The following is a 25,448-nucleotide window of genomic DNA, read 5'->3' as shown; positions in this document are numbered from 1 at the left end:
CGTTTCTTGTAGGAGGAGTATCTCAGCGAGATTTAGAAATGAGCTACCGTCAATCGTCTCAGAGTAGACCAGAAAAGAGGCGCTGCGTTGCGGCATGTTGCGGACGCAACGCTGTGCAACAGATCATTCAGGCAGGTGCAACCCGGCCTTGCGCATGCGGCGCAAAACCGTCGATCTGTTGACCCCAAGGCGACGCGCCACGCGTGACATATTCCACCCGCAGGCCTCCAGAATATGCTCCAAAGTCTCTTCGGCCTTTGCGGTCTCTTCAACCGGGGCGGGCAAATCGGGTAGGTCAATCACGGGCCCTTCGCTGAGGGCGACGGCCACATCGAGCACTTGTTCAAGCTCGCGCAGGTTTCCGGGCCAAGATCGTCCCATCAAAGCCGCGCGTGCCGACGGCGATAGCCGTATGTCATCAGGGGCGCGCCGTCTCAGCATGCGATCAATCAACCACCCAAGATCTTGCCGTTGCCGCAGCGGCGGGAGGTCTAGCGTCTTGCCGGTCAGTCGATGAAACAATGTGCGGGGCAAAGTCAGATCGGCTGGCGCAACGCAGGTCGTCGACAGGGGGCGCAATTCTGTTTTTTGATCCAACAGGGCCGTGAGAGCGCCTGCGGTGGCCGCAGGTAAATCTTCGATCCGCCGCAACAATAATGTCGTCGGGCCTGTTGTGTCTTGGCACGCGTCGCGCAATGTCTCCGGTGTCAGACCTGCGCAGTCTATGGTCAAAAATCCGCTCGCCGTTCCGACCATATGTATGGCGCGGGCCAGCCGAGATTTGCCTGTGCCGGTTTCCCCGGTGATCAGCAATGGTACGGTGGTGCGGGCCAGTTTCTCAGCCTGCGCCAACACCTGTGCCATGCTCGGGTCGCCGCCAGACAACCCCGGTAGGACACCACCCCGGCGCACTCCACTGTCTGCCTTTCTGGGCGCTTGCGGTGCGATGGCATGGCCGAACAGGGCACCGCCGTCACGCATTTCCACCACCCGTTCCTCGGTTGGCCGATCCCGCATCAGCCCCGGCAGATCATCCACGGACAGCCCAAGCACTTCGTCAATACGCTGACCCAGAATGGGCGCTCCCTCAGGAAACAAGCGTCGTGCGGCGCGCGTGTAGCCGATCACACGGCCTGACCCGTCCAGTCGCACCGCCACCTCTGGGTCAACATCGAGGAACTCGGGGCTTGAGGACAGGCGCAACACCCAATCACGACGGCTTTCGGCCATAAGGTTGGCCATTTCCACCCGCCGCGCCGCATTGGTCACAAGGCTCATCGCAAGGTTCTGGCTGCTTTTGGCATTGGGCGAGCGCAAAAGCGAAATATCCAGGACGGCGGTCAATTGCCCGAGGCTGTCAAAAATCGGCGCAGCAGTGCAGGACAGCGTGGTGTGGGCATTGCCGAAATGGTCGTCTTGATGGACGGTCACGGGTTCTTGGGTGACGATGCAGGCCCCGACGCCGCAGGTGCCCGCAAGATCTTCTGCCCAGTTCGACCCCAAAAGCAGGCCAGCGCCGCGCAAATCATCAACGAAAAGATCATCACCAAAAAAATCGACGCAGACCCCCTGCGCATCGGTGAGCAGCAGCACATAGTTTTGCCCGGCCACTTGACGAAACAGGCTTTGTAGGCCGGACCGCGCGGCGGAAATCATCCATTCGGCTTGTTTTCTGTGGGCGCGCAATTCAGTTTCGGTGACGATATGGGCCGGTTCGGTGCGCAAAGGGTCCATGCCATAGAGTTCGACACAGCGCCGCCATGACGCAGACACGAAACTGTCGCGCCCGGTTGGGGTGCCCTCAAGCACTCTTTCGATCTCTTCGATATGACGCCGCTCTGTCATGATCTCTCCTCCCGCGCGGAAGAGTAGCACGCGTGTCCCGTATTTGTGGATGGGACTTTTGTAGGCTTCAGCCGTGGCCTTTGCGGTGTTTCTCTCGTTTTGAGCCGGTTTTCGGGGTGCGACATGTTTTCAAAATGCGACGTGTAAAGGAGAAAAAAGGTTAACAGCGCGAATCACCTGTGTTAGCGTGAGGCCAATAAAATAAAAAACTTGGCAGGCATACAGGCAATGAGAGCGGGCTTTTCCGGCACGTTTGTCATCGCGTGGGCGCAAGGGGAGGTCGATGGCCTCACCAATGCGCCTCTTTCCGCACTCAGGGTCGGGGCCTCATGGCGCTGGTCGGGGGAGGCGGTGTGCGTCGATGGCGCACGCGATGTCTACGTCCTAGACGGCGCAATCGGGCGCGCCGAATTACATCAACGTGCGGCGCAATCAGTGCGCCGTTTGATCGGGTCCGCGTTAGCGGGGGCTCCCATTTATCATGACACCGATGTGCGAGAGCGGCTTTTCGATGGCGGGTTTGACGTCACTGATGGCATCAAGCGCTATGAGATCACCCTGATCGACAGTGCCGAGCTGGGTGCGCCGCTTTTGATGTTCTTGGGGGAGATGCCGCAGAAGGACACCGATCTTTGGGTGGTGTCCTCTCATGTTGCCGCCGCGCGCGAGGCTGAGGAACATCTGCCGGGCGCGGTGATTTGTTTTGCTCAGGGCACCCATATTTTGACGCCGGATGGCCCACGTGCGGTTGAAACTCTACGTGAAGGCGATTTTGTACAGACCAAAGACAATGGCGCGCAGGCCCTGCGTTGGATCGGCGGGCGGCGGATTTCGGGCGCGCGGCTCTATGCGATGCCGCATTTGCGTCCGATCCGGTTGAAAGCCGATGCTTTGGGCATGGGGCAGCCGGACGAGGATTTGATCGTGTCACCGCACCACCGGATGGTGGTGCGTGGGGCAGCAGCGCGGGAGTTGTTCAATGCTGATGAGGTTTTGGTCGCGGCCAAGGATTTGGTCAATGACCGCTCCATTGTGATCGAAAGGGCGCTGCGCGAGGTGCAGTATATCCACCTTCTGTTTGACGCCCATCAGGTGATCATCGCCAATGGTTTGGAGACCGAGAGTTTCCACCCGGGCTTTGCCGGATTGCGTGAGATTGCCGAAGATCAGCGTGAGCGGTTGTTGGAGCGGTTTCCGCATCTTGCCGAGCAAGCCGAAACCTATGGACCCGCGGCGCGGCGCACCTTGTCGGCGGCGGAAGCGGCGATCATGATGCATAATGTGGCGTGATCTCTAAGATCGACGGGATTTCACACGCTCGGCGCTTGACTCCGCAAGTCCCGCCTGTATAAGCCCGCCATCCGGTGTGCAGAGATGTGCGCCGGTGCTCTATTTGGTGTTGGCGGCCCTCGCAAGGGGATGCCTGTCGGCCGAAACGATAACTCCGCCCAATGCGGACAGTTCGTGGACGCAAAGGACAGCACCTTTCATTATAACCTGAAAGGATCCAGATCGTGACCAAACGCACGTCTGCCAAGTACAAACTCGATCGCCGTATGGGCGAAAACATCTGGGGTCGTCCGAAGTCCCCGGTCAACCGTCGTGAGTATGGCCCCGGCCAGCACGGTCAGCGTCGTAAGGGCAAATTGTCCGACTTCGGTCTGCAGTTGCGCGCCAAGCAAAAACTCAAAGGCCACTACGGTGATTTGACCGAAAAACAATTCCGTCGCATCTTTGCTGACGCTGAGCGGATGAAAGGCGATACTGGCGAAAACCTCATTGGTTTGCTCGAATCCCGCCTTGACGCTGTTGTGTACCGTGCGAAATTCGTCGCAACCGTGTTCGCAGCCCGTCAGTTCGTGAACCACGGCCACGTGACCGTGAACGGCCAGCGCGTGAACATCCCCTCCTACCGCGTGAAAGAGGGTGACGTGATCGAAGTGCGTGATCGCTCCAAACAGCTCGCAGTTGTCCTCGAAGCCACCCAATTGGCTGAGCGTGACGTGCCTGACTACATCGAGGCAGACCACCACAAAATGTCCGCGACCTTCGTGCGTCGTCCGGGCCTGTCCGATGTGCCGTTCGCTGTTCAAATGGAACCGAACCTCGTCATCGAATTCTACGCTCAGAACTAATCTGAGCCGACAGTTTGAAAATTTTGAAAGGCCGCCCTTTGGGGCGGTCTTTTGCATATGCGGGTGTCAAAAATTAGACCCAGGCCCACCTGACATGCGACGGGGGGCCTGTGCGTTGGGTGCGAAAAACCGACGCGTGTGAGCAACAGCACGGGCTTGGGTGTTCATCTGTCTGGCCTTAGGTGAAAAGCGGCGCTAAGAGAGGCAGGTAATTCAACGCGAGTGGACCTATGACCCGTTTGATCGAACCGCAGCCCGGCATCCTTGACATCACGCTCTATCAGAGCGGGACAAGCCATGTGGCCGGCGTAGAGAATGTGATCAAGCTGTCGTCGAACGAAAACCCGTTCGGCGCGCCAGAAAGTGCAAAAGCAGCTTTTGCCAAGGCTGCGCACACGTTGCATCGCTATCCCAATACCGATCACTTCCCCTTGCGCAAAGCGATTGGCGATGTGCACGGGCTTGATCCCGAGCGCATCATTTGCGGCGTCGGTTCGGATGAGATCATCACCTTTTTATGCCAAGCCTATGCGGGCGTGGGGGACGAGGTGATTTATACCGAACACGGGTTCTCGATGTATAAAATCTCGGCGCTGGCAGCGGGGGCGACCCCGGTTTGTGTGGCCGAACGCGAACGTGTGGTCGATGTTGATGCCATTCTGGCGGCCTGCAATGAGACCACCAAATTGGTGTTCATCGCCAATCCGGCGAACCCGACCGGCACGATGATCGGCCAACGTGACATTTCTCGTCTTGCCGCCAATCTTCCAAGCCAAGCAATTTTGGTGCTGGATGGGGCCTATGCCGAATTTGTCGAAGGCTTTGATGGCGGTGCCGCCCTTGTTGAGGCGCGCGACAATGTTGTGATGACGCGGACATTCTCCAAGATTTACGGTCTTGGTGGCGTGCGCATTGGTTGGGGCTATGGCCCGAAAGACATCATCGACGTGCTGAACCGGGTGCGCGGTCCGTTTAACCTGTCAGAGCCGCAATTGGCCGCCGCCGAAGCCGCCGTGAAAGACCGCGACTGGGTCGAAAAATGCCGCGAGGACAACACCCGTTTGCGAGCGTGGTTGGCCGAGGCGTTGATGGAACTGGGGGTGCCCTCTGACACGTCCTGCGCCAACTTCATCCTCGCGCGGTTCTTGGATCAGGCCGAGGCCGAAGCCTGTGATGATTTTCTCAAACAAAACGGCATCATCGTGCGCCGGGTGGCGGGCTATGGCTTGCCAAATTGTTTGCGCATCACCGTGGGAGATGAGGCGTCTTGTCGCCGGGTCGCGCATGTGATCGGCCAGTTTCGGGAACAGAAAAAGTGAGCACGGTGCTTTATAACCGGGTCGCCCTGATCGGGTTGGGACTGATTGCGGGCTCGATGTCCTTGGCGATGCGCCGCGCCGGTGTGGCGGGTGAGATCACCGGCTTTGCCCGCTCGCAAGCCACGCGCAACATCGCCGCCGAGATCAACCTTGTTGATCGGGTCTGTGACAGTGCGTTTGAGGCCGTGAAAGACGCCGATTTGATCGTGCTGGCCGTGCCGGTGGGCGCGATGGGCGCGGTGATGGCCGAGATCGAACATGTGCTGAAACCTGGCGCGGTTGTCACCGATGTGGGCTCGGTCAAAAAATCCGTGCTTGAAGCCGTGTTGCCGCACATACCCGAAGGCGTGCATTTCATCGGCACGCACCCGATGGCTGGGACCGAACATTCGGGGCCCCGTTCTGGCTTTGCGGAACTGTTCGACAATCGTTGGTGCCTGATCGTGCCGCCTGAGGGCGCGGATGAGGCGGAGGTCGAAAAGCTTGAACGCTTTTGGCGCGCGCTTGGCTCCAACGTCGAGCGGATGGACCCGGAACACCACGACATCGTCTGTGCCGTGGTCAGCCATGTGCCGCACCTGATCGCCTACACGATGGTCGGCGTGGCCGATGATTTGCGCCGTGTCACCGATCAGGAGGTGATCAAATTCTCCGCTGCGGGTTTTCGCGATTTCACCCGGATCGCCGCCTCAGATCCGACCATGTGGCGCGATGTGTTTATGACCAACAAAGAGGCATCCTTGGAAATTCTGGGGCGCTTCACCGAAGAATTGTTTGCGCTGCAACGCGCGATCCGCACCGGCGACGGCGATCATTTGCACGACTATTTCACGCGCACCCGCGCCATTCGTCGCGGCATCATCGAGGCGGGTCAGGACACGGACGCCCCGGATTTTGGACGCGCCAAAAAAGGCACATGAGGGCACGGGCGGGCATAACGCTTGCGTTGGCCTCGGCCTGTATTGCCGGGCCAATCTGGGCGCAGATGGACCGTTCGCCCATTCCCTTGCCGCGGCCCGGAACCACCGCTCCTTTAGCTCGCGTTGCTGCGGTTACGGCTGAGGCCTCCCCTACGGCATATTTCGCCTCACCTCTCCCCAAACCCCGTCCGAAACTGCGGTCTCAAAACGGGCAGGCGGCACAGCTGAGCTATGGCAAAAAGGGGTCGGTCTGTGGCGTGAGCGACATCCGGGGCCGGACCATCAGTGCGATCCGGGGCAAGGCAGGTTGTGGTATTTCCGAGCCTGTTGAGATCACCGAGGTCGCGGGCGTGCGCCTGTCCACCCCGGCGATTGTTGATTGCACCACCGCCAAAACGCTTCGCTCTTGGGTCGAGAACGGCGCGAAACCTACGATTGGGCGGCTTGGTGGCGGGCTTGCCGAGCTGAAAGTCGCTGCCAGTTATGCCTGTCGGCCCCGCAACAACCAAAGCGGTGCGAAAATCTCGGAACATGGTAAAGGCCACGCCATCGACATTTCGGCCCTCACGCTGCGCAACGGCAAATCCTTGAGCGTGCTCACCGGCTGGGATCAGCGGGTGGATGGCAAACTGCTACGCAAGTTGCACGGCACGGCCTGCGGACCGTTTGGCACCGTCTTGGGGCCCGAGTCAGATCGGTATCACCGCGATCACTTTCATTTCGACACGGCGCGCTATCGCGCCGGAAGCTATTGCCGCTGACCTTTACCGGATTCTCAGGCGCGGGGCTGGGCCCAGTGGGATAAAGCCCAAGGTGATCATCCCGTCTTTCAGCGTCAGCTCCGCATCAATCGTGTCTTTGCGTCCCGAAAGTCCGGCCAGCATCTCGCCTGCGCGCAGCGCGAGGGTGCTCATATTTTGCGGGATCATGCCGGTCGATATGGCGATTTCGATCATCTCGCGCCAATTCTGAGCCTTGATTGCGACTTTGCCCACCGGATAGCCGCGGGCATCCACATCAAAGGCCCCGGTCATGCGCAAATCCAATTTGCCCCATTTCGCGGTGAGGCTGGTCAGGTCAATATGGGTCGGCTGTGGGCGTGGGCCTTCGAGGGCATGAATGTCCCACGCTCCGTTGAATGTGGTCGTCATGCTCAGCTCAAGCTGCTCAAATTGATGCGACAAAAGCCCTTTTGGATCGAGCGATGTCATCAGGCCTTGTGACGGGGTCAGCCCCTGTGCGGTGAGGGAAATTTCATGTTTGAGGGGGTTGGAGCTGTCACGTTGGGTGTTGAAACGCCCGGTTTCAAGTGTCACGCCCCAGCCCAAATTGGAGGTCACGGCAAAGCCGTTGAGCGTGGCGGAGGCATGATCCAAGGTCAGGCTCGGTCCCGGTTCGACAAACAATTCCGCCTCGGCCACCTCTTGTGTGATCTCCATCCGTTGCAGCGGCGTGGCCAATGTGGCCGTTTGTGCGACCTGCGCGCGAATGCGGGTCGGGCGGTGGCTTTGGCTCAGGATGTCAAACTGCGGCGTTGAAAAGGCCACACCTGTGCGTGGATCGGCAAAGCGCGGCTCGGTGATGGTGGTGTCAAACCGCAGCGGAAATCCGTGCGTAGCAATGTCACTATAGTCGGCCTGCCAGCCCTCAGAGGCGCGCGCGGAGGCCCATCCCGCAATTGCCTTTTCTGTGCCCTTCGCGCCGATAAACCAATAGCCGGAATAGGCCAGCCCAATGATCACGACGAGCCAGATGAGTTTGCGCATGTGTTGCCCTTTCGCGGCGGGGTTGGCGCACCATGTGCCCGACCCTTTGCATTCCGTTTCAGCCCGTGTTTAACGGGCCTCGGTGCCTTGGAAAAGGCCTTAGACGGGAAAGCAGGATGACGTTGGATCACGATTTAGAAGAAGGGTTTTGGGTCTTTGGCTACGGCTCATTGATGTGGAATCCGGATTTTGCCTTTGCGGAGCGGGTGCCCGCGACCCTTTTGGGCTATGCCCGCAGCTTTTGCATGTGGTCTATCCATCACCGGGGCACGCCTGAGGAACCGGGGCTTGTTTTGGCTCTGGACTTGGAAGATCGCGCCTCCTGTCGCGGCTTGGCCTTTCATGTTAGTCGCGATCATGCCGCCGCCACACTCGCCTATTTGCGCGAGCGTGAATTGGTGTCTTCGGCCTATTTGGAACGCCGGGTGATGTTAACCCTGTCGGATGGGCGTGAAGTTCCGTCTCTGGCCTATGTTGTCGATCCTGATCATGTCCAATACACCGGGCCTCTCCCGCTCACGCGCCAAGCCGAAATCATCGCCCGCGCCATCGGCGGACGTGGGCCGAACGCGGAATACCTGTTCAATACCGCGCTTCATTTGGCCGAACTGGGTATGGAGGATGCGGATCTGACGCAATTGGCCGAAATGGTGCGCCAAATCTCACCGCCGTAGCCCACACACGCGATTGCGTGTTGGCAGGTCACAGTTCCTCGCCTATCGTGGCCATGACAGGCAATGACAGGTCAGGACAAGGTCAATGGGCCAACCAGATCAAAGGCTTCCGCGCGCAGCCGAGCAAAAGTTTTTCTCTCAACCGGTACGTCAGATCACCATGATGATCATCGTGCTTGGGTTGGTGGGATTTGGGTTCTATGTGGCGCTGCCCCGGGTCGGCCCGGTGTTTTTTGCCAACCTCTATCTCAACGGCTTCATCGCCTTTGTCTTTGTCATCGGCATTTTCGCCTGTTTTTGGCAAGTGGTTCAACTGGTCGCCTCGGTCAATTGGATCGAACGGTTTTCCGGTCAGCGCCCGAATGTTCCGGGCAAACATGCGCCGCGCCTTTTGGCGCCTTTGGCCGCGCTTTTGAGGGATCGCACCGCGCGCACGCAAATCTCGTCCACCTCAGCCCGTTCGATCCTTGATTCCGTTGCGACCCGGATTGACGAGGCGCGCGACATCACGCGATATATTGCCAACCTTCTGATTTTCCTTGGCCTTCTCGGGACGTTTTATGGCCTCGCCACCACGGTCCCGGCACTTGTCGACACCATCCGTTCGCTCACGCCAAAAGAGGGCGAGGATGCAACCGACGTTTTGAGCAAATTGATGGGCGGGCTTGAGGGCCAGTTGGGCGGCATGGGCACGGCCTTTGCCTCTTCGCTTTTGGGGCTCGCGGGTTCGCTTGTGGTCGGGATGCTCGAACTCTTTGCCTCGCATGGCCAAAATCGGTTCTTTCGCGAGTTGGAAGAATGGCTCTCGACCATCACTCGGATCGGCTTTTCCGCCTCTGATGGTGAGGGCGGCGACATGTCGGCGGCTGCGGTGGTGTTGGATCAGATGAGCCAACAGATGGAGGCGCTGCAAGATTTGTTCGTGCAATCGGACGGATCGCGTGCGGCCCTTGAGGCGCGGATCGGTGACTTGGCCGGCACGGTGGACCAAATGGTCGCGCGCATAGGGGCGGAGACGCCGACGGACAAAATGTTGATGCGCGTGGCAGAGGGTCAAGAACGCCTGATTGATGTGCTTTCACATCGCGAGGCGGGCGATGAGACCTTTGACGCCGAAAGCCGGATGCGCCTGCGCTCGATAGATGTGCAACTGTTGCGCATCCTCGAAGAACTTTCCGCCGGGCGCCAAGAAAGCCTTGCGGAACTGCGCGGCGAAATTGCCACTCTGACCAGCACCCTACGCGCGCTCGGCGAACAGGGGCAGTAGAATGGCAGGGTTGCGCCGGTCCTCCCACCGCATGTCAGGGTCAATCTGGCCCGGCTTTGTTGACGCGATGACCGCGCTTTTGCTGGTGTTGATGTTCGTTTTGACGATCTTCATGGTCGTGCAATCCATGCTGCGCGACGAGATTTCAGGCCAAGCCACAGAATTGGATGCGCTGACTTCTGAAGTCACAGCCTTGGCCAATGCCTTGGGCTTGGAGCAGCAAAAAAGCATTGGATTGGAAGACCAAATCGGCACGTTGCGCGCGACCTTGTCGGAGGCGCGGGCCACGGCGGAGGCGCAGGCCGATACCATCGCCGGGCTTGAGGCCACGACCAGCGCGCAAGCGGCGCGGATTGCCTCGTTTGAAGCACAGGTCGCAAGCCTGTTGAGCGAACGCGATGCTGCGCTGACGAAAGGCGCACAATTGGCCGCGCAGATTGAGGATTTGGAGGCGGCAAAAGCCACGTTGATTTCCGAACAGGAGGCGGCGCAACTGGCCTTGGCGCAATCGCGCAAAGAGATTGACGCGGCCACCGAACAAGCGCGTTTGGCGGCCGCGCGGCGCGAGGCTTTGGACGCTTTGGTGGCGCAATTGAAAGCGGAGGCGGCGGATCGCGAGGCGGCGCTGGGCGAGGCGGTGACGCGGGCCGACACGGCAGAGACGCAGATGACAGAGGCTGAACAGGCGCGTTTGGCGGATGCGGCGGCACTCAAAGCCTTGCAGGACCGGATGGCGGCGTCGCAGGATGAAATGACGGCGATGACGCTGGCGCTTGAAGAGGTGCGCCGCGATGCCGAGGAAACGCTAACCCTTTTGGCGGCGGCCGAGGCCGCGCGCGATCAGCTTAAAGAGCAACTTGATACGCAGGTGAGCGACACGGACAAACAGGCAGCACTTTTGGCGCTGGCGCAAAAAACGCTTGCTGGCGAGGAGGCGAAAACCGCTGAGGAGGCGCGCAAAGTTGCGCTTTTGAACGCGCAAATCGCCGAGATGCGCAAACAACTGTCCTCGCTACAATCGACGCTTGATGTGCGCACGGCTGCGGACACAGAAAATCAGGTACAGGTTGATAGCCTGACCACGCGTCTCAACTCCGCCTTGGCGCAGGTCGCCGCCGAGGAAAAACGCCGCGCCGCTTTGGAAGAGGCCGAGCGCAAGCGGTTGGAACAAGAGGCGAAAAAGCTTGAAAATTATCGCTCCGAATTCTTTGGGCGGCTGCGTGAAATTCTTGGCGATCGCGAAGGCGTCACGATCGTCGGAGACCGTTTTGTGTTCAGCTCCGAGGTGCTGTTTGAACCGGCCTCCGCTGAACTTGGTCCACGGGGAAAGGACCAAATTGCCCGCGTCACGCGCACTCTTTCTGAGGTGGCCGCCGACATCCCACCCGAGATTGATTGGGTTATTCGCGTCGATGGTCACACCGACAAAACGCCGCTTTCGGGCACCGGGGAATATGCCGATAACTGGGAATTGTCGCAGGCGCGGGCCTTGTCCGTGGTGCGCTACATGTCACAAGAATTGGGCTTTCCGCCATCGCGTTTGGTCGCGGCGGGATTTGGTGAATTCCAACCCGTTGCCTATGGAGACAGCCCGATCGCCTTGGCGAAAAACCGGCGGATTGAATTGAAGTTGACGGAGAATTAGGCCGATCATTCGGTGATGGCAAAGTCGAATTGGCGTTGGTCAATGACGTGGTCGTTGCGTATCAGTTGAACCATGGCGCGGTATCCGCCCGGTGGCCATGCGCCGGGGGACCGTTTGCCCGCGCCGCGAAACAGTTGCGCTTGGGCTTTCTCGATGGGGGCGTCATAGCCGACGAGTTCGCCTTCGGGGCCGGAAATGGACAGGCGCATGATGTCGCCCGCCAAGCCGCCATAGGCAAAGCCAAACACCACTAAGGCCGGATCGGATGTGGAAAACTGGCCTTTGCCGGCGGTGCCCGCTTTGACCATATCATACGCCGGCATTTCGGTGCTGACCCCGATGGACAGCAATCCGCCGGGCACATAGTTCATGTCTGCGTTCCACAACGTCCCGTTTGAAATCGCCTCTGGTCCGCAGGAGATCACGCCTTCTGGGTTGAACGGGTCAACGACCTTGCCGTCGTGACGCACGGCCAGATGGACATGGGGGAATTGGGTTTGGCCGGACAATCCGACCTTGCCCAAGACGGTCGTAGCGGTCACGCGCTGGCCTTTTTTGACCTGAATGGACCCGTTCATCATATGGCAATATTGCGTGTTCCAGCCGCCGCCGTGATCGACGACAACGCCGTTTCCGCATTCCTTGCCGCTCACATCCGGCGCAGCTTCCACGCCTTGCGGGTAGTCGTCCATGCCGTCACGGGTGGCCGTGACCGTGCCGGGCGCTGCGGCCAAAACTTCGACGCCGTTCCACATGTCAACCACGGTGGGCAGGGCGAAATCCGTGCCGGTGTGGCCGTCGTAGGACAGGGTGCCACAGGTGAAATCCGCAGCGCCCGGGCTTGGGTCAGCATCGACATAGTTTTGGATGTAGCAATCCAGGCCCAAGGTGCAATTCAGCGGCACCGACAAAACGGGATCACGCGCCGATGCGGGGGAGGCGGCGGACAGACAGAGTAGAATAAGGCCAAAACGCATCGGGAGATCCCTCAATCATATGCGCACAGGCTCGCCTGTGAAAAAGGCCCCGTCAAGTTCTGACGGGGCCTTTTCAAACAGTGTTGCGATCACTCCGCAGTGAGCAGGGGGGCTTTTTCTGCCGTCCGATGCGCGGGGCGTCGGGTTGTTCGACACGCAGTTCGATCTGGCCATCTTTGACGCCGACCTTGACCACGCCACCTTTGGCGAGTTTGCCAAACAGCAACTCTTCGGCCAGCGGCTTTTTGATGTACTCTTGGATCACGCGACCCAGCGGACGCGCCCCCATTTTGTCGTCATAACCTTTGTCGGCGAGCCATTCCGCCGCTTTGCGGGTGAGTTCGATATGCACATTGCGGTCCATAAGCTGGGCCTCAAGTTGCAGCACGAATTTCTCTACCACCTGCATGATGACCTCTTTCGGCAGCGGCGCAAAGGACACCACGGCGTCAAGACGGTTGCGGAATTCTGGCGTAAAGGTCCGTTCAATCGCTGCCGTATCTTCGCCCGTCCGACGATCACGACCAAAACCGATGGCCTCTTTCGCTTGTTCAGTGGCCCCCGCGTTCGAGGTCATGATCAAGATCACATTGCGGAAATCGACGGTGCGGCCGTTGTGATCGGTCAGCTTGCCGTTGTCCATCACCTGCAAGAGGATGTTGTAGACGTCAGGGTGGGCCTTTTCCATCTCATCGAGCAAAAGCACACAATGCGGATGCTGATCGACGCCATCGGTCAACATGCCGCCTTGGTCAAAGCCGACATAGCCCGGAGGCGCGCCAATGAGGCGGGAGACCGCGTGTTTTTCCATATACTCAGACATGTCAAACCGCAGCAATTCAACGCCAAGACTGTCGGCCAACTGTTTCGCCACCTCGGTTTTGCCGACGCCCGTAGGCCCCGCGAACAGATAGTTGCCAATCGGCTTCTCAGGCTCACGCAGACCCGCACGCGCCAATTTGATTGCCGAAGACAGGGTTTCGATTGCTCTGTCCTGACCGAAGACAACGCGTTTGAGGGTGGCCTCCAAGTCTTTGAGCACCTCGGCATCGTCTTTCGAGACGTTTTTCGGCGGGATGCGGGCGATTTTCGCCACAACCGCTTCGATCTCTTTGGTGCCGATGGTTTTGCGGCGACGGCTTTCGGCCACCAGATGTTGCGCGGCACCTGCCTCGTCGATCACGTCGATGGCTTTGTCCGGCAATTTGCGGTCATGGATATAGCGCGCGGACAGTTCGACCGCAGCCTTGATCGCATCATGGGTATAGCGGATGTCGTGATGTTCCTCGAAATAGGGTTTGAGGCCCTGAAGGATTTTGATCGCATCATCCACAGTCGGTTCATTGACGTCGATTTTTTGAAAGCGCCGCGCCAGAGCCCGGTCTTTTTCAAAATGCTGACGGAACTCTTTATAGGTTGTGGAGCCCATGCACCGTAATTTGCCACCCGCAAGCGCGGGTTTCAACAGGTTGGAGGCGTCCATCGCCCCGCCGGATGTGGCACCAGCGCCAATCACCGTGTGAATCTCGTCGATGAACAAGACGGCGTCAGGGTGATCTTCGAGTTCTTTAACGACCGCTTTCAGGCGTTCCTCAAAATCACCGCGATAGCGCGTCCCGGCCAAAAGCGCGCCCATGTCGAGCGAATAAATCGTCGAATGTGCCAAGATTTCCGGGGTTTCGCCATCGACAATCTTTTTGGCAAGGCCTTCGGCAATGGCGGTTTTGCCAACGCCGGGATCACCGACCAAAAGCGGATTGTTTTTGCGGCGACGGCAGAGCACCTGAATACAGCGCTCAACCTCATGGGCGCGGCCGATCAGCGGATCAACATCGCCTTTCATCGCCTTTTTGTTGAGATCGACACAGTATTTGGCCAGCGCGGATTCTTTATCCTCACCGCTGGGCTGATGCGATGACGTGGTGCCCTCATCCTCATGCTCTTCGGAGCCGGTGATCGGGCGCGCCTCACCAAAGGCGGGGTCTTTGGCCACGCCATGGGCAATGAAATTCACCGCATCATAGCGCGTCATATCCTGTTCTTGCAGGAAATAGGCGGCGTTCGATTCGCGTTCGGCAAAGATCGCGACCAGCACATTGGCGCCGGTAACCTCGGTGCGACCCGAGGATTGAACGTGAATGGCGGCACGTTGGATCACGCGTTGGAAGGAGGCCGTAGGCACCGCCTCAGAGCCCTCAACATCGGTCACGAGTGTTGAAAGATCGTCTTCTATGTAATCCAGCAGGGTCTTTCGCAACTCCTCGAGCTCAACATTGCAGGCCTGCATGACACGCGCCGCGTCGGGCTCGTCGATCAGGGCCAGCAATAGGTGTTCCAGGGTCGCAAGTTCATGGCGGCGGGCGTTTGCCAGCGCCAAGGCTGCATGGATGGCTTGCTCAAGGGTGTTCGAAAATGACGGCACGTCTTTTGTGCTCCTTGCTTTCGGGGTCTGGAGGGGGACGTTTCATGGCCCCGCAACCATAACCGTGGCCTCATACTCTTAAAGTTCGATTGAAACGCGCGCGCTTCAAGGAAAAAAGTGGTTAACACCTCAATTTTTTTGTGAGGCATCAAGATTTGGGCGGTTTGGTGCGCAGATTTCCCTCTTTATCTCTTAAACATGTATGACAGTGCGGAGGGATTGCAAGGAGATTGCAGACTTAGAACTGGTCCTTTCGGGCGCGGATCTCGGTAAACGCGTCGAGATCGGAGGCCCCGGTCAATGCAAGATGGGCTTTCACCGTGGCAAGTCCCGCGCGCAGAAACGGGTTGGTGGCGCGCTCCAGGGACAAAAGTGAGGGCACGGTGGGCTGACCTTTCGCCCGCGCGCTTTCGATGTCGTTGATCCGCGCGGTGAGGGCCGCGTTGTCGGGCTCGATTGTTTTGGCAAATCTGGCATTGGCGGCGGTGTATTCATGGCCGGAATAAATCACTGTCTCATCAGGCAGGGCCATAAAGCGGCTGAGCGTGTCCCACATCTGCGCGGGTGTGCCCTCAAACAAGCGACCACAGCCGAGTGCCATCAGGCTATCCGCGGTGAAAAGCGCCTTGGCCGCGGGCATATGGTAGGCGATGTGGCCGACGGTGTGCCCATCGGCGGCCAAGACATTGACCTGATGTCCGGCAAATTCGAAACTCTGCCCCGGTTCCACCACGCGGGTCAAAGGCGGCAGGCGGTGTTGGTCGGCTTTCGCCCCCGTCACCTGCGCGCCCGTGGCCTCAACCAGTGCGGCTGTGCCGTCGATGTGGTCCCAATGATGATGGGTCAGCCAAATCTCGTCCAAACTCCAACCGCGTTCAGCCAGTGCCGCCAAAATCGGTGCCGGATCGGCGGCGTCGACCAAAGCGGTGCGACCACTGATCGGATCATGAACGAGGAAATCGTAATTGTCAGACAGGGCTGCGACAGTGACGATCTCGATGTCTGTCTCATCGGCCATAGCATTTTCTCCGGCTTTGGGTCATTGTTCCTTTAACATTTGGCGCAAGGCTACCGATTGCAATGCATCTCGACGTTGTTGAGCTTAGAAATTTTTACTACCGGACCGGATTGGGGCGCGCAGCACAGCGGGCAATCCGCACTCAGGTTGTGGAATTTTGGCCCGATGCCTCGCGCCAGACTGTGGCGGGGTTTGGCTTTGCAGCACCTTTGTTGCGGCCCTTTTTAGAGGATGCGCGCCGGGTTGTGGCCCTGATGCCGGATCAACAGGGGGTGATGCATTGGCCCGCAGGCCTGCCCAATGTGTCGGCGCTCTGCCCCGAAACGCGTTGGCCGATCCAGACCGGGTTCGCCGACAAATTGGTGGTGATGCACGGGTTGGAAACATCGGATAATCCTCTGCCTTTGCTGGCAGAATGTTGGCGGGTGCTTGGCCCCGGTGGGCGGGCGTTGTTTGTGGTGCCAAACCGGGGCGGGCTTTGGTCGCGCTCAGACAGCACGCCCTTTGGCTATGGGCGGCCTTATTCGTTGGGGCAACTCGAAAGCCAATTGCGCCAAGCCGGGTTCATCCCCGAACGTCACGCCGCCGTGTTGTTTCAACCGCCCTCGCACAAACGCTTTTGGCTGCGCTGGGGGCCGGTGTGGGAACGGGTCGGGCGACGTGTCTCCACCGCCTTGGCGGGGGGCGTGTTGATGGTCGAAGTGTCAAAACAGGTCTACGCCCAAACCGGATCAGGCACACCCGAAGCTGTCCGCCGCCCCAGCCGGGTGTTGGAGGGGTTGCGACCTGTGCCAGAGGCGAAGCCGGTCTGAGCGCTCAAGAGGGTCTGTTGTCGATGACGGATGTGGTGACGGAGGCAAAGCTGTCTGCGTCCAAATTGACCTCAGCGAGATAGGAAAAGAAGACCCCATCATGGAGTGGGTGCAGTTCAGTAAAGCCGCCGCTGACCGATAAGATTGGATCAAGCGCCTCAAAGTCGCTTGGCACATCTGCGGTGTCAGTGAGATAGATGTCGGTCATAAAGGACTGTGATCCGTCCGCGTTGATTGTTTCACTCTGTACGGCATGGAAATAGCCGTCGACCTCACCCGAGATATCAAGATGAAAGACCCCACCGGGGAATTGGTCGATGGCGATCGTATCGTCTGTCTCGGTCAGATAGGTGATGTCGGCACTGGTCAGTGTGTAAGCGCCATCGGAGCTGCTGTTGGTTGGCTCCGAGGCCCAATCCATCGCGTAGGTTGTATCAGCGAGATAGCTCGGATCGTTCAGTGCCGCCGAAAATGTGTCAAAATCGGTGTCTTCCAGCACAAGACGGCCCGCATCCTGCACCGCATAGGGGCCAGTGGTCGCAGGGCCTGTGTCGGAGTAATCAAGGAACTCGCTTGTGGCGGAATAGAGTTTGACGTCCATCAGAACGGTGCCGGTGTCACCGATGAGCTCCTCGGAGCTGAGGTCTTGGTCTGTGTAGAATGTGTCGTCAGGATTGGGGCCCGGCGCAGTTTCATCCCCGAGCAATTCGGGGGCGTCGGCACTCTCGCTCCACACGAGCATGGTGTGCACTTCGGACACATCCTCCGCGCCATCCGTGCCTTCGATGATTTTCGTATAGCTGACGGCGTGAAGATACCCCGCGGTTTCACCCTCCACGTCGATGGTCAGTGTGGCGTTGCCCTCTAAGGTCAAAAGCGGGACATCGCCGGTGGCAGACTGTGCGAGCAGCACGTCCAACTCGTCTTGGCTCAGCGACAGTGTGGTGTCCTCAGTGATGAGGTGATCCTCGGACCACTCCCAATCGGTGTCCTCATCCGTCTCCTCATCGTCCTCCAAAAGGTCACCGTCCTCGCCGGAGGTGTCATCAGGCGTACCCGCCTCATCGTCAGAGCCGTCATGTCCGTTGTCGTCATCCAGTAGGTTTTCGACAATCGAATAGGTCGCATAGGAGCCGACCAATCCCATTAAAATCAGCCCCAACATATCGGCATTCCTCTTAAAATCGTATTCATAACCTGTCCCATCGCTGGGCCACGCCTTGTCTTAAAACTGACACAGCCCCATGGGGCTATGCGGGGATTTAAACCGTCACGTTCGCGCGCGCCTCGGTCAGCCAGTCTGGATCGCCATCGCTCAGGTCAATCGTGCCACTGACCCCGCTCACCCCTTCAAAATTCACAGTCAGATCAAGCGTGCTCTCAATGGCACCGGGGCTGGTAAATTGATCGTCCGAGGCCGTGCTTTGCTGTGTCTGGATCGCGATGATCTGGGCATAGTCCACGGTTGGGGCGATGGCCTGTACGCCAACCTCAGTGCCAGATGGCACAAGGCTTGTGCTTTCAAAGTCGCTTTCAATTTCGGTGAGGGACGCTTCGGTCAATTCCGTGCCTGCGGGCACGATGACGTAATAGGTGTTGATGGTATAAATATCCCCACCTGTATCGCCATAATCATTGTCATTGATGACCTCATAGACCTCGTAGCCGTCTGGCACGGAGATGATCATCTCATTGGCGGCGTTAGGGTCAAAACTCTCGGTGACATCCTGATAATGCGCGATGGAGCCGGTGAAGGTATAAAGTCCACCCGCGTAAGCTGTGCTGTTGTCGGGGTCAAAGACCACGCCGGTGTCATAGGTGATCCCGGAGGAGGCGGCCATGTTCTCCTCGCTCAGATCAAGCCGCAGCGCGTCCCCGTCGGTCACCAAGCTCAGATCGGTGCCAGAGACATCGTCGGGAAAGTAGAGATCGGCGTCATAGCCATAGACAGTGCTGAGTTCATCATCCGGGTCGCTGATCTGTGCGCCTGCGTAGAGCTCAAGCCCAGTATCGCCGTTTGCGATGTAATTGACGGCGGAGAGGATCAATTCTTGTCCATCGGCCAAGACCGGGGTGCCGTTTTCGTCAAAGGTGATGCCGTCCGGGGCGTCTTCGCTGTCGCTGCGGATGAGCATTTCGACGCCATATTGCGTGTCGTCCGACATGTAGTCGCCTTGCACCATGTGAAGATAGCCATCCCCGGCCGCGCCATCTTCAAGTGTGATCGAAAGACTGTCCAGATCGGTCTCGCCGTCGGTCTCAGAGAGCAACAGCACCGGAGCATCGCCGTCGTCCAGCGCCGCCAGCGCATCGACCGTGCTTTGCGACAGCGAGATCGAGACCGCGCCAGCGCCTTCCAGGTCGGCTCCGATGCCGGACAGGCCAATCAGGTCCAGACCGTCCTCTTCCGTCAAATCCGGTGTGTCGTCGGGATCGGTGTCATCTGTGCTGTCATCAGGCTCACCACTGCCGCCGTCGGATGGTGTTTCGTCCGGCGTACCCGCCTCATCGTCAGAGCCGTCATGTCCGTTGTCGTCATCCAGTAGGTTTTCGACAATCGAATAGGTCGCATAGGAGCCTATCAGCCCCATTAAAATCAGCCCCAACATAACCAAGCCCCACGCAAAACTGTTTTTACAATGCGACCTTCAAATCAACCCCGATCACACATGTTTTACGCAGCGCTGGGCAATCAAAAATGTCGCTTAAATATGTTGGCAAGTTCAACCCTGTCCGAAGCCCTGTCAAGGTGAACGTGGGATTGTTTCTGTGGCGGTGACACTGAGTTACAGTTTTGTCGATTGGAGCACATCAGATGCGCGAAGACATTTAAGGACGGTAGAAAGTTTGGATCAACACAGGGGACATGAGCCGTCCAGAGAGTGGTGCGCGTGTTCGGGGCATTTTGGGGGAATCGCACGAATCCGTGAACGCCGCTGACCGTGGCTCAAATTTTTTTTGTGCCGCTACGTCCCGAATTTCTTAACGTATTGAAATGCAAACGAAGCAACTTTCAAACTGTTGGCGCTAAAGTCACCAATCTGGCGCGCAACAAGGTTGCGGCATGGATGAGCCTCTGCTACATCCACGCTGATTTTGCTGCTCGCGCGTGATGCGTGGGTTTATCACGCTGCCCAATCTCAGTTTATGATCCCGGTGACGGGATGGCTGGGAGACGGCCCAAAGACATCGGAAGGGTGGACGTGTCCGAACCAGCTTCGATCTCCCGCGGCATCGCCGCACGCTATGCAACGGCCATTTTCCAATTGGCCAAAGAAGGCAATGCCATCACGGCTCTTGAGGGGGATGTGGCAACATTGTCCACCGCCCTCAGCGAGAGCGCCGATCTGACGGCTCTTATCTCTTCGCCAGTTTATTCGCGTGAAGAGCTTGAGGCCGCGATTGTCGCCATCGCCAAAAAGGCCGGCCTGTCGGACATCTTGTCCAACACTCTGGCGCTGATGGCTCAGAATCGCCGTATCTTTGCCCTGCCGCAACTTGTGGCCTCTTTGAGCGATATGCTTGCTGAAGAGCGCGGTGAAGTGACGGCCGAGGTCGCGTCCGCAAAGGCGTTGACCAAAACGCAAACCACCAAACTTGCCAAAACCCTCTCTGAGACCTTTGGCAAGGATGTGAAGATCAATGCGACCGTGGATGAAGCACTCATCGGCGGTCTTGTCGTTAAAGTGGGTTCGAAGATGATCGACACGTCGATCGCCTCCAAACTCAACTCCCTCCAGAATGCAATGAAAGAGGTCGGATAATGGGAATCCAGGCAGCCGAAATTTCTGCGATCCTCAAGGAGCAGATTAAAAACTTTGGCCAAGAGGCCGAAGTCGCTGAAGTGGGGCGTGTGCTCTCCGTCGGGGACGGGATCGCACGTGTGTACGGTCTCGATAATGTTCAAGCCGGTGAGATGGTCGAATTCCCCGGTGGTATCCGCGGGATGGCGCTCAACCTTGAATCCGACAACGTCGGTGTCGTGATCTTCGGGTCCGACCGCGCGATTAAAGAAGGTGACGTTGTCAAACGCACCAAGTCCATCGTGGACGTTCCCTCGGGTGACGCGCTTTTGGGTCGCATCGTTGACGGTCTGGGCAACCCGATCGACGGCAAAGGTCCGATTGAAACCTCCGAGCGTCGCATCGCCGACAGCAAAGCACCGGGTATTATCCCGCGTAAATCCGTGCACGAACCGATGGCCACTGGCCTCAAATCCGTGGACGCGATGATCCCGATCGGCCGTGGCCAGCGTGAGTTGATCATCGGTGACCGTCAGACCGGCAAAACCGCCGTGGCTCTCGACGCGATCCTCAACCAAAAATCCTACAACGATGCAGCCAAGTCTGAAAACGACAAACTCTACTGCATCTACGTGGCGATCGGTCAGAAACGCTCCACCGTGGCGCAGCTCGTCAAAAAGCTCGAAGAAACCGGCGCGATCGAATACACCATCGTTGTGGCCGCAACCGCGTCCGACCCTGCACCGATGCAGTTCATGGCACCCTATGCCGCGACCGCAATGGCAGAGCATTTCCGCGACAATGGCCGTCACGCTTTGATCATCTACGATGATCTCTCCAAACAAGCTGTATCCTATCGCCAGATGTCCTTGCTTCTGCGTCGTCCGCCGGGGCGTGAAGCCTATCCGGGTGACGTGTTCTACCTCCACTCTCGCCTGCTGGAACGCTCTGCGAAACTCAACGAAGATTTCGGGTCTGGCTCGCTCACCGCTCTGCCGATCATCGAAACTCAGGGTGGCGACGTGTCCGCGTTTATTCCGACCAACGTGATCTCCATCACCGACGGTCAGATCTTCTTGGAAACCGAACTGTTCTACCAAGGCATCCGTCCTGCTGTGAACACCGGTCTCTCCGTCTCCCGCGTTGGCTCCTCGGCTCAAACCAAAGCCATGTCCTCTGTGGCTGGCCCGGTGAAACTGTCGCTCGCTCAGTACCGCGAGATGGCCGCTTTCGCTCAGTTCGGTTCTGACCTTGACGCCTCCACTCAGCGCTTGCTGAACCGTGGTGCGCGTTTGACCGAGCTGATGAAACAGCCGCAGTACTCGCCGCTGACCAACGCCGAAATCGTCTGCGTCATCTTTGCTGGCACCAATGGCTACCTGGACAAAGTCCCGGTGAAAGAGGTTGGCAAGTTTGAAGCACAGATGCTTGAGTTCCTGCGCAACCAGCACGCCGATATTCTTGAGTGGATCACCAACGAAGATCCCAAGATCAAAGGTGAGCCTGCAGATAAGCTTAAGGCTGTTCTGGACGAATTCGCCAAGACTTACGCGTAATCCCGAGGATTAAGGACAGCTAGATGCCCAACCTCAAGGACCTTAAAAACCGGATCGCCAGCGTGAAATCCACGCGGAAGATCACGAAGGCCATGCAAATGGTGTCTGCCGCAAAATTGCGGCGGGCCCAGGATGCGGCCGAGGCCTCTCGCCCCTATGCAGAGCGTTTTAACGCTGTGCTGGGTGCGTTGTCGGCCTCTGTAGGTGGCTCTGATACCGCGCCCCGGCTTCTGGCCGGGACGGGGAAAGATGATGTGCAGCTGCTCGTTGTCATGACCTCTGAAAAGGGGCTGTGCGGTGGCTTCAACACCAACATCGTAAGATTAGCGCGTCTGCGGATCGCTGAACTCAAAGCCCAAGGCAAAACGGTGAAAATCATCACCGTTGGCAAAAAGGGCCGCGAACAGTTGAAACGCGATTATTCGGACCTGTTTGTCGATCACGTTGACCTCTCTGAAGTCAAAAAGCTCGGCTACATTCACGCGCAGAACATCGCAAAAGGTCTTTTGGCCCGCTTCGACTCGCTTGAGTACGATGTGGCCACGATCTTTTATTCGAAGTTCCAAAACGTGGTGACACAGATCCCGACCGCTCAGCAGATCATCCCCGCCGCCTATGAGGCAAGCGAGGAAGACGGAGGCGCTCTGTACGATTATGAGCCGTCCGAAGAGGCCATTTTGGCCGACCTTCTGCCGCGCGGCGTGGCCACGCAAATCTTTGCGGCTCTTTTGGAAAACGCTGCCTCTGAGCAGGGTGCGCGGATGTCCGCAATGGACAACGCAACCCGCAATGCAGGCGACATGATCGACCAACTGACGATCCAGTATAACCGCTCGCGTCAGGCCGTCATCACCAATGAGCTTATCGAAATCATCTCGGGCGCTGAAGCGCTCTAAGAACACCGGAGACAGATACATGGCACAAGCAAAAGGCAAGATCACGCAGGTGATTGGCGCCGTTGTGGACGTTCAGTTCGATGGCGACCTTCCCGCTATTCTGAACGCTCTTGAAACCGACAACAACGGCAACCGCCTGGTTCTCGAAGTTGCTCAGCACCTTGGTGAAAACTCTGTGCGCACCATCGCGATGGACGCCACCGAAGGTCTCGTGCGCGGTCAGGCCGTGTCCGACACCGGCGGTCCGATCACCATCCCCGTGGGCAACGCAACCCTCGGTCGTATTCTCAACGTCGTGGGCGAGCCCGTCGATGAAAAAGGCCCGGTGAACGCCACCGAATTCCGCCCGATTCACGCCGACGCCCCCGAGTTTGACGAACAGTCGACCTCCTCTGAAATCCTCGTCACCGGCATCAAAGTGATCGACCTTTTGGCCCCTTACTCCAAAGGTGGTAAAATTGGTCTCTTCGGTGGTGCAGGCGTGGGCAAAACCGTTCTCATCATGGAACTCATCAACAACATCGCAAAAGTGCACTCGGGCTACTCCGTGTTCGCGGGTGTTGGCGAGCGGACCCGTGAAGGCAACGACCTTTACCACGAGATGATCGAATCCAACGTGATTAAGCCTGACAACCTCGAAGAGTCGCAAGTGGCTCTGGTTTACGGCCAGATGAACGAGCCTCCGGGAGCCCGTGCACGTGTTGCTCTGACCGGCCTGACCTTGGCCGAGCAGTTCCGCGACCAGTCCGGCACCGACGTTTTGTTCTTCGTGGACAACATTTTCCGCTTCACTCAGGCTGGGTCCGAGGTGTCCGCACTTCTTGGTCGTATCCCGTCCGCTGTGGGCTATCAGCCGACTTTGGCCACCGACATGGGTCAAATGCAGGAACGCATCACCTCGACGAAAAACGGCTCGATCACCTCGATCCAAGCTGTTTACGTTCCGGCCGATGACCTTACCGACCCTGCACCGGCAACAACCTTTGCTCACTTGGATGCGACCACGGTTCTGAACCGTGCGATTTCCGAGCTCGGCATCTACCCGGCCGTTGACCCGCTCGACTCCAGCTCGCGTATCCTTGATCCGCAAATCGTTGGCGAAGAGCACTACAACGTCGCACGTGACGTCCAAGGTATCCTTCAGCGCTACAAATCGCTTCAGGACATCATCGCCATTCTCGGCATGGACGAATTGTCGGAAGAAGATAAGCTGACCGTGGCACGTGCCCGTAAAATCCAGCGTTTCCTCTCCCAGCCGTTCGACGTGGCGAAAGTGTTCACCGGTTCTGATGGCGTTCAGGTTCCGATCGAAGACACAATTTCTTCGTTCAAAGCTGTTGTTGCTGGCGAATATGATCACCTGCCGGAAGCTGCCTTCTACATGGTGGGCGGTATCGGTGAAGTGCTCGCAAAAGCCGAAAAACTGGCCGCTGAAGCTGCTTAATCGTTTACCCGGAAGGAGGCCTTTGAATGGCTGCTAATGTCCAATTCGATCTCGTCTCTCCTGAGCGGAAATTGACCTCCGTCCTCGTGGAGCAGGTGCAGATTCCGGGGGCCGATGGTGACCTCACTGCGATGGCTGGCCATGAGCCGACCATCCTGTCGCTCCGTCCCGGTCTTTTGACCGCGACAGGCGCAGGTGTTGAGGAGCAATATGTCGTGACGGGGGGCTTTGCTGAGCTCTCCGCCGACACGATTTCTGTGTTGGCCGAACTGGCCCTGCCGCGGGGCGAAATGTCCCAAGAGGTCGTCACCGATCTTCTCAAGCAGGCCACCAAAGCCCACGAAGATGCGCACCCTGACGAACATCACATGACCCAAAAATTCCTTTCTGATCTGATTCACATCGCTGAGGATCTTGGGTTTCACACCAATCTCTGATTGGCTGTGACATAGGCTTGAAAAGCTCCGCAGTTCACGCTGCGGGGCTTTTTCTTTGCCGGATGTCAGTAAAGTGCCCGTTGAATTCAACCAGAGTGCGCATTGGATTGGTCCAGTTCGCCCTTTTCCGCTTTCCTTTCGGATGTGTTTTGGGGCACTCTGATGTGGGGTTAGAGATCAAAAGACCAAATGTTACGAATTGACAGTCATCAAATTGGAATAGAACAGGATTCGATCCTTCTGTTTTCCGACTTTCAGGACGGCGGTGCGATGTGGACGGGCAAAGGCCCGCGCGAGCTGCGCCGTGTTGTTGAATTTGACGAGGTGTTCAGTCAGCCTCCAATGGTTCAGGTCAGCCTGTCGATGCTCGACATTGACCAAACCACCAATCACCGCGTCGATATCACCGCAGAAATGGTGTCCGAGGATGGGTTTGTGATCGTGTTTCGCACCTGGGGCGATACGAAAATTGCCCGTGTCCGCGCCGATTGGATGGCCATCGGTCCGGTGCGTTACGAGGATGACTGGACTCTCGATTGAGACCGAGCTGACATGAAAAAGGCGCGGCGGAA

General features: G+C 58.1%; 21 protein-coding genes and 1 pseudogene. 15 read left to right on the top strand and 7 right to left on the bottom strand.

Features of this window, described 5'->3' with window-relative positions:
- Positions 1 to 123 precede the first annotated feature (123 nt).
- Positions 124 to 1,845: a sigma-54-dependent Fis family transcriptional regulator gene (locus DA792_RS13350; RefSeq protein WP_107720366.1), complete on the bottom strand. Its 1,722-nt coding sequence runs from the start codon at positions 1,843 to 1,845 to the stop codon at positions 124 to 126.
- Between the two features lie 228 nt (positions 1,846 to 2,073).
- On the opposite strand from DA792_RS13350, the gene DA792_RS13345 reads away from it, so the two are divergent.
- From DA792_RS13345 to DA792_RS13325, 5 genes are all read left to right on the top strand, one after another.
- Positions 2,074 to 3,135 carry a Hint domain-containing protein gene (locus tag DA792_RS13345; RefSeq protein ID WP_107720365.1) on the top strand — a complete coding sequence of 354 codons (1,062 nt, stop codon included), beginning with the start codon at positions 2,074 to 2,076 and terminating at the stop codon, positions 3,133 to 3,135.
- Positions 3,136 to 3,359: 224 nt separating this feature from the next.
- Positions 3,360 to 3,980 carry a 30S ribosomal protein S4 gene (gene rpsD, locus DA792_RS13340; RefSeq protein ID WP_009572959.1) on the top strand — a complete coding sequence of 207 codons (621 nt, stop codon included), beginning with the start codon at positions 3,360 to 3,362 and terminating at the stop codon, positions 3,978 to 3,980.
- A 230-nt stretch (positions 3,981 to 4,210) separates the two neighbouring features.
- Positions 4,211 to 5,299 carry a histidinol-phosphate transaminase gene (gene hisC, locus DA792_RS13335; protein WP_107720364.1) on the top strand — a complete coding sequence of 363 codons (1,089 nt, stop codon included), beginning with the start codon at positions 4,211 to 4,213 and terminating at the stop codon, positions 5,297 to 5,299.
- Complete coding sequence (locus DA792_RS13330; RefSeq protein ID WP_107720363.1) at positions 5,296 to 6,219, top strand: prephenate/arogenate dehydrogenase family protein; 924 nt, start codon at positions 5,296 to 5,298, stop codon at positions 6,217 to 6,219. The genes hisC and DA792_RS13330 overlap by 4 nt, the downstream gene beginning before the upstream one ends.
- A complete protein-coding gene (locus DA792_RS13325; RefSeq protein WP_254679247.1) occupies positions 6,216 to 6,980 on the top strand; it encodes an extensin-like domain-containing protein in 765 nt (254 codons plus the stop codon). The genes DA792_RS13330 and DA792_RS13325 overlap by 4 nt, the downstream gene beginning before the upstream one ends.
- A gap of 3 nt (positions 6,981 to 6,983) precedes the next feature.
- On the opposite strand, the gene DA792_RS13320 is transcribed toward DA792_RS13325, so the two are convergent.
- On the bottom strand, positions 6,984 to 7,985 hold the full coding sequence (locus tag DA792_RS13320; RefSeq protein ID WP_107720362.1) for a DUF2125 domain-containing protein: 1,002 nt from the start codon (positions 7,983 to 7,985) through the stop codon (positions 6,984 to 6,986).
- A 116-nt stretch (positions 7,986 to 8,101) separates the two neighbouring features.
- Here DA792_RS13320 and DA792_RS13315 point away from each other — a divergent pair, with 116 nt between their 5' ends.
- The 3 genes from DA792_RS13315 to DA792_RS13305 all read left to right on the top strand — a co-directional run bounded on the left by DA792_RS13315 (position 8,102) and on the right by DA792_RS13305 (position 11,571).
- Entirely contained in the window at positions 8,102 to 8,659 is a 558-nt protein-coding gene (locus DA792_RS13315; protein ID WP_107720361.1) for a gamma-glutamylcyclotransferase, read from the top strand.
- A gap of 85 nt (positions 8,660 to 8,744) precedes the next feature.
- Entirely contained in the window at positions 8,745 to 9,926 is a 1,182-nt protein-coding gene (locus tag DA792_RS13310; protein WP_107720360.1) for a biopolymer transporter ExbB, read from the top strand.
- Between the two features lies 1 nt (position 9,927).
- Positions 9,928 to 11,571, top strand: a complete 1,644-nt coding sequence (locus DA792_RS13305; RefSeq protein ID WP_107720359.1) for a peptidoglycan -binding protein — start codon at positions 9,928 to 9,930, stop codon at positions 11,569 to 11,571.
- A 5-nt stretch (positions 11,572 to 11,576) separates the two neighbouring features.
- Here DA792_RS13305 and DA792_RS13300 read toward each other — a convergent pair whose 3' ends face one another.
- From DA792_RS13300 to gloB, 3 genes and pseudogenes are all read right to left on the bottom strand, one after another.
- Positions 11,577 to 12,548 carry a M23 family metallopeptidase gene (locus tag DA792_RS13300; RefSeq protein WP_107720358.1) on the bottom strand — a complete coding sequence of 324 codons (972 nt, stop codon included), beginning with the start codon at positions 12,546 to 12,548 and terminating at the stop codon, positions 11,577 to 11,579.
- Positions 12,549 to 12,637: 89 nt separating this feature from the next.
- Positions 12,638 to 14,970 (bottom strand): annotated as a pseudogene (gene clpA, locus DA792_RS13295) (ATP-dependent Clp protease ATP-binding subunit ClpA).
- A gap of 238 nt (positions 14,971 to 15,208) precedes the next feature.
- Positions 15,209 to 15,988: a hydroxyacylglutathione hydrolase gene (gene gloB / locus DA792_RS13290; protein ID WP_107720356.1), complete on the bottom strand. Its 780-nt coding sequence runs from the start codon at positions 15,986 to 15,988 to the stop codon at positions 15,209 to 15,211.
- Between the two features lie 62 nt (positions 15,989 to 16,050).
- Here gloB and DA792_RS13285 point away from each other — a divergent pair, with 62 nt between their 5' ends.
- A complete protein-coding gene (locus DA792_RS13285) occupies positions 16,051 to 16,800 on the top strand; it encodes a class I SAM-dependent methyltransferase (RefSeq protein WP_107720355.1) in 750 nt (249 codons plus the stop codon).
- Positions 16,801 to 16,804: 4 nt separating this feature from the next.
- Here the strand turns inward: DA792_RS13285 and DA792_RS13280 are convergent, their stop codons facing one another.
- Both DA792_RS13280 and DA792_RS13275 read right to left on the bottom strand, forming a co-directional pair.
- Positions 16,805 to 17,965, bottom strand: coding sequence for a hypothetical protein (locus DA792_RS13280; RefSeq protein WP_107720354.1), 1,161 nt, complete (start codon positions 17,963 to 17,965; stop codon positions 16,805 to 16,807).
- A 97-nt stretch (positions 17,966 to 18,062) separates the two neighbouring features.
- Entirely contained in the window at positions 18,063 to 19,409 is a 1,347-nt protein-coding gene (locus DA792_RS13275) for a hypothetical protein (protein ID WP_107720353.1), read from the bottom strand.
- A gap of 594 nt (positions 19,410 to 20,003) precedes the next feature.
- Here DA792_RS13275 and DA792_RS13270 point away from each other — a divergent pair.
- The 6 genes from DA792_RS13270 to DA792_RS13245 all read left to right on the top strand — a co-directional run bounded on the left by DA792_RS13270 (position 20,004) and on the right by DA792_RS13245 (position 25,416).
- Positions 20,004 to 20,564, top strand: a complete 561-nt coding sequence (locus tag DA792_RS13270) for a F0F1 ATP synthase subunit delta (protein ID WP_107722701.1) — start codon at positions 20,004 to 20,006, stop codon at positions 20,562 to 20,564.
- Positions 20,564 to 22,099, top strand: a complete 1,536-nt coding sequence (gene atpA, locus DA792_RS13265; protein WP_107720352.1) for a F0F1 ATP synthase subunit alpha — start codon at positions 20,564 to 20,566, stop codon at positions 22,097 to 22,099. Before DA792_RS13270 ends, atpA begins: the two co-directional genes overlap by 1 nt.
- Positions 22,100 to 22,122: 23 nt before the next feature.
- A complete protein-coding gene (locus tag DA792_RS13260; protein WP_107720351.1) occupies positions 22,123 to 22,995 on the top strand; it encodes a F0F1 ATP synthase subunit gamma in 873 nt (290 codons plus the stop codon).
- A 19-nt stretch (positions 22,996 to 23,014) separates the two neighbouring features.
- A complete protein-coding gene (gene atpD / locus DA792_RS13255; RefSeq protein WP_107720350.1) occupies positions 23,015 to 24,439 on the top strand; it encodes a F0F1 ATP synthase subunit beta in 1,425 nt (474 codons plus the stop codon).
- 26 nt (positions 24,440 to 24,465) lie between these two features.
- Positions 24,466 to 24,876, top strand: coding sequence for a F0F1 ATP synthase subunit epsilon (locus tag DA792_RS13250; RefSeq protein ID WP_107720349.1), 411 nt, complete (start codon positions 24,466 to 24,468; stop codon positions 24,874 to 24,876).
- A gap of 189 nt (positions 24,877 to 25,065) precedes the next feature.
- Positions 25,066 to 25,416 carry an H-type lectin domain-containing protein gene (locus tag DA792_RS13245; protein ID WP_107720348.1) on the top strand — a complete coding sequence of 117 codons (351 nt, stop codon included), beginning with the start codon at positions 25,066 to 25,068 and terminating at the stop codon, positions 25,414 to 25,416.
- The last annotated feature ends 32 nt before the right edge of the window (positions 25,417 to 25,448 follow it).

The sequence above is a fragment of the Celeribacter baekdonensis genome (genome assembly GCF_003047105.1).
Classification (GTDB): Bacteria; Pseudomonadota; Alphaproteobacteria; order Rhodobacterales; family Rhodobacteraceae; genus Celeribacter; species Celeribacter baekdonensis_B.
Note: the sequence above shows the minus strand (reverse complement) of the source record. Positions and strands in the feature narration are given on the sequence as shown.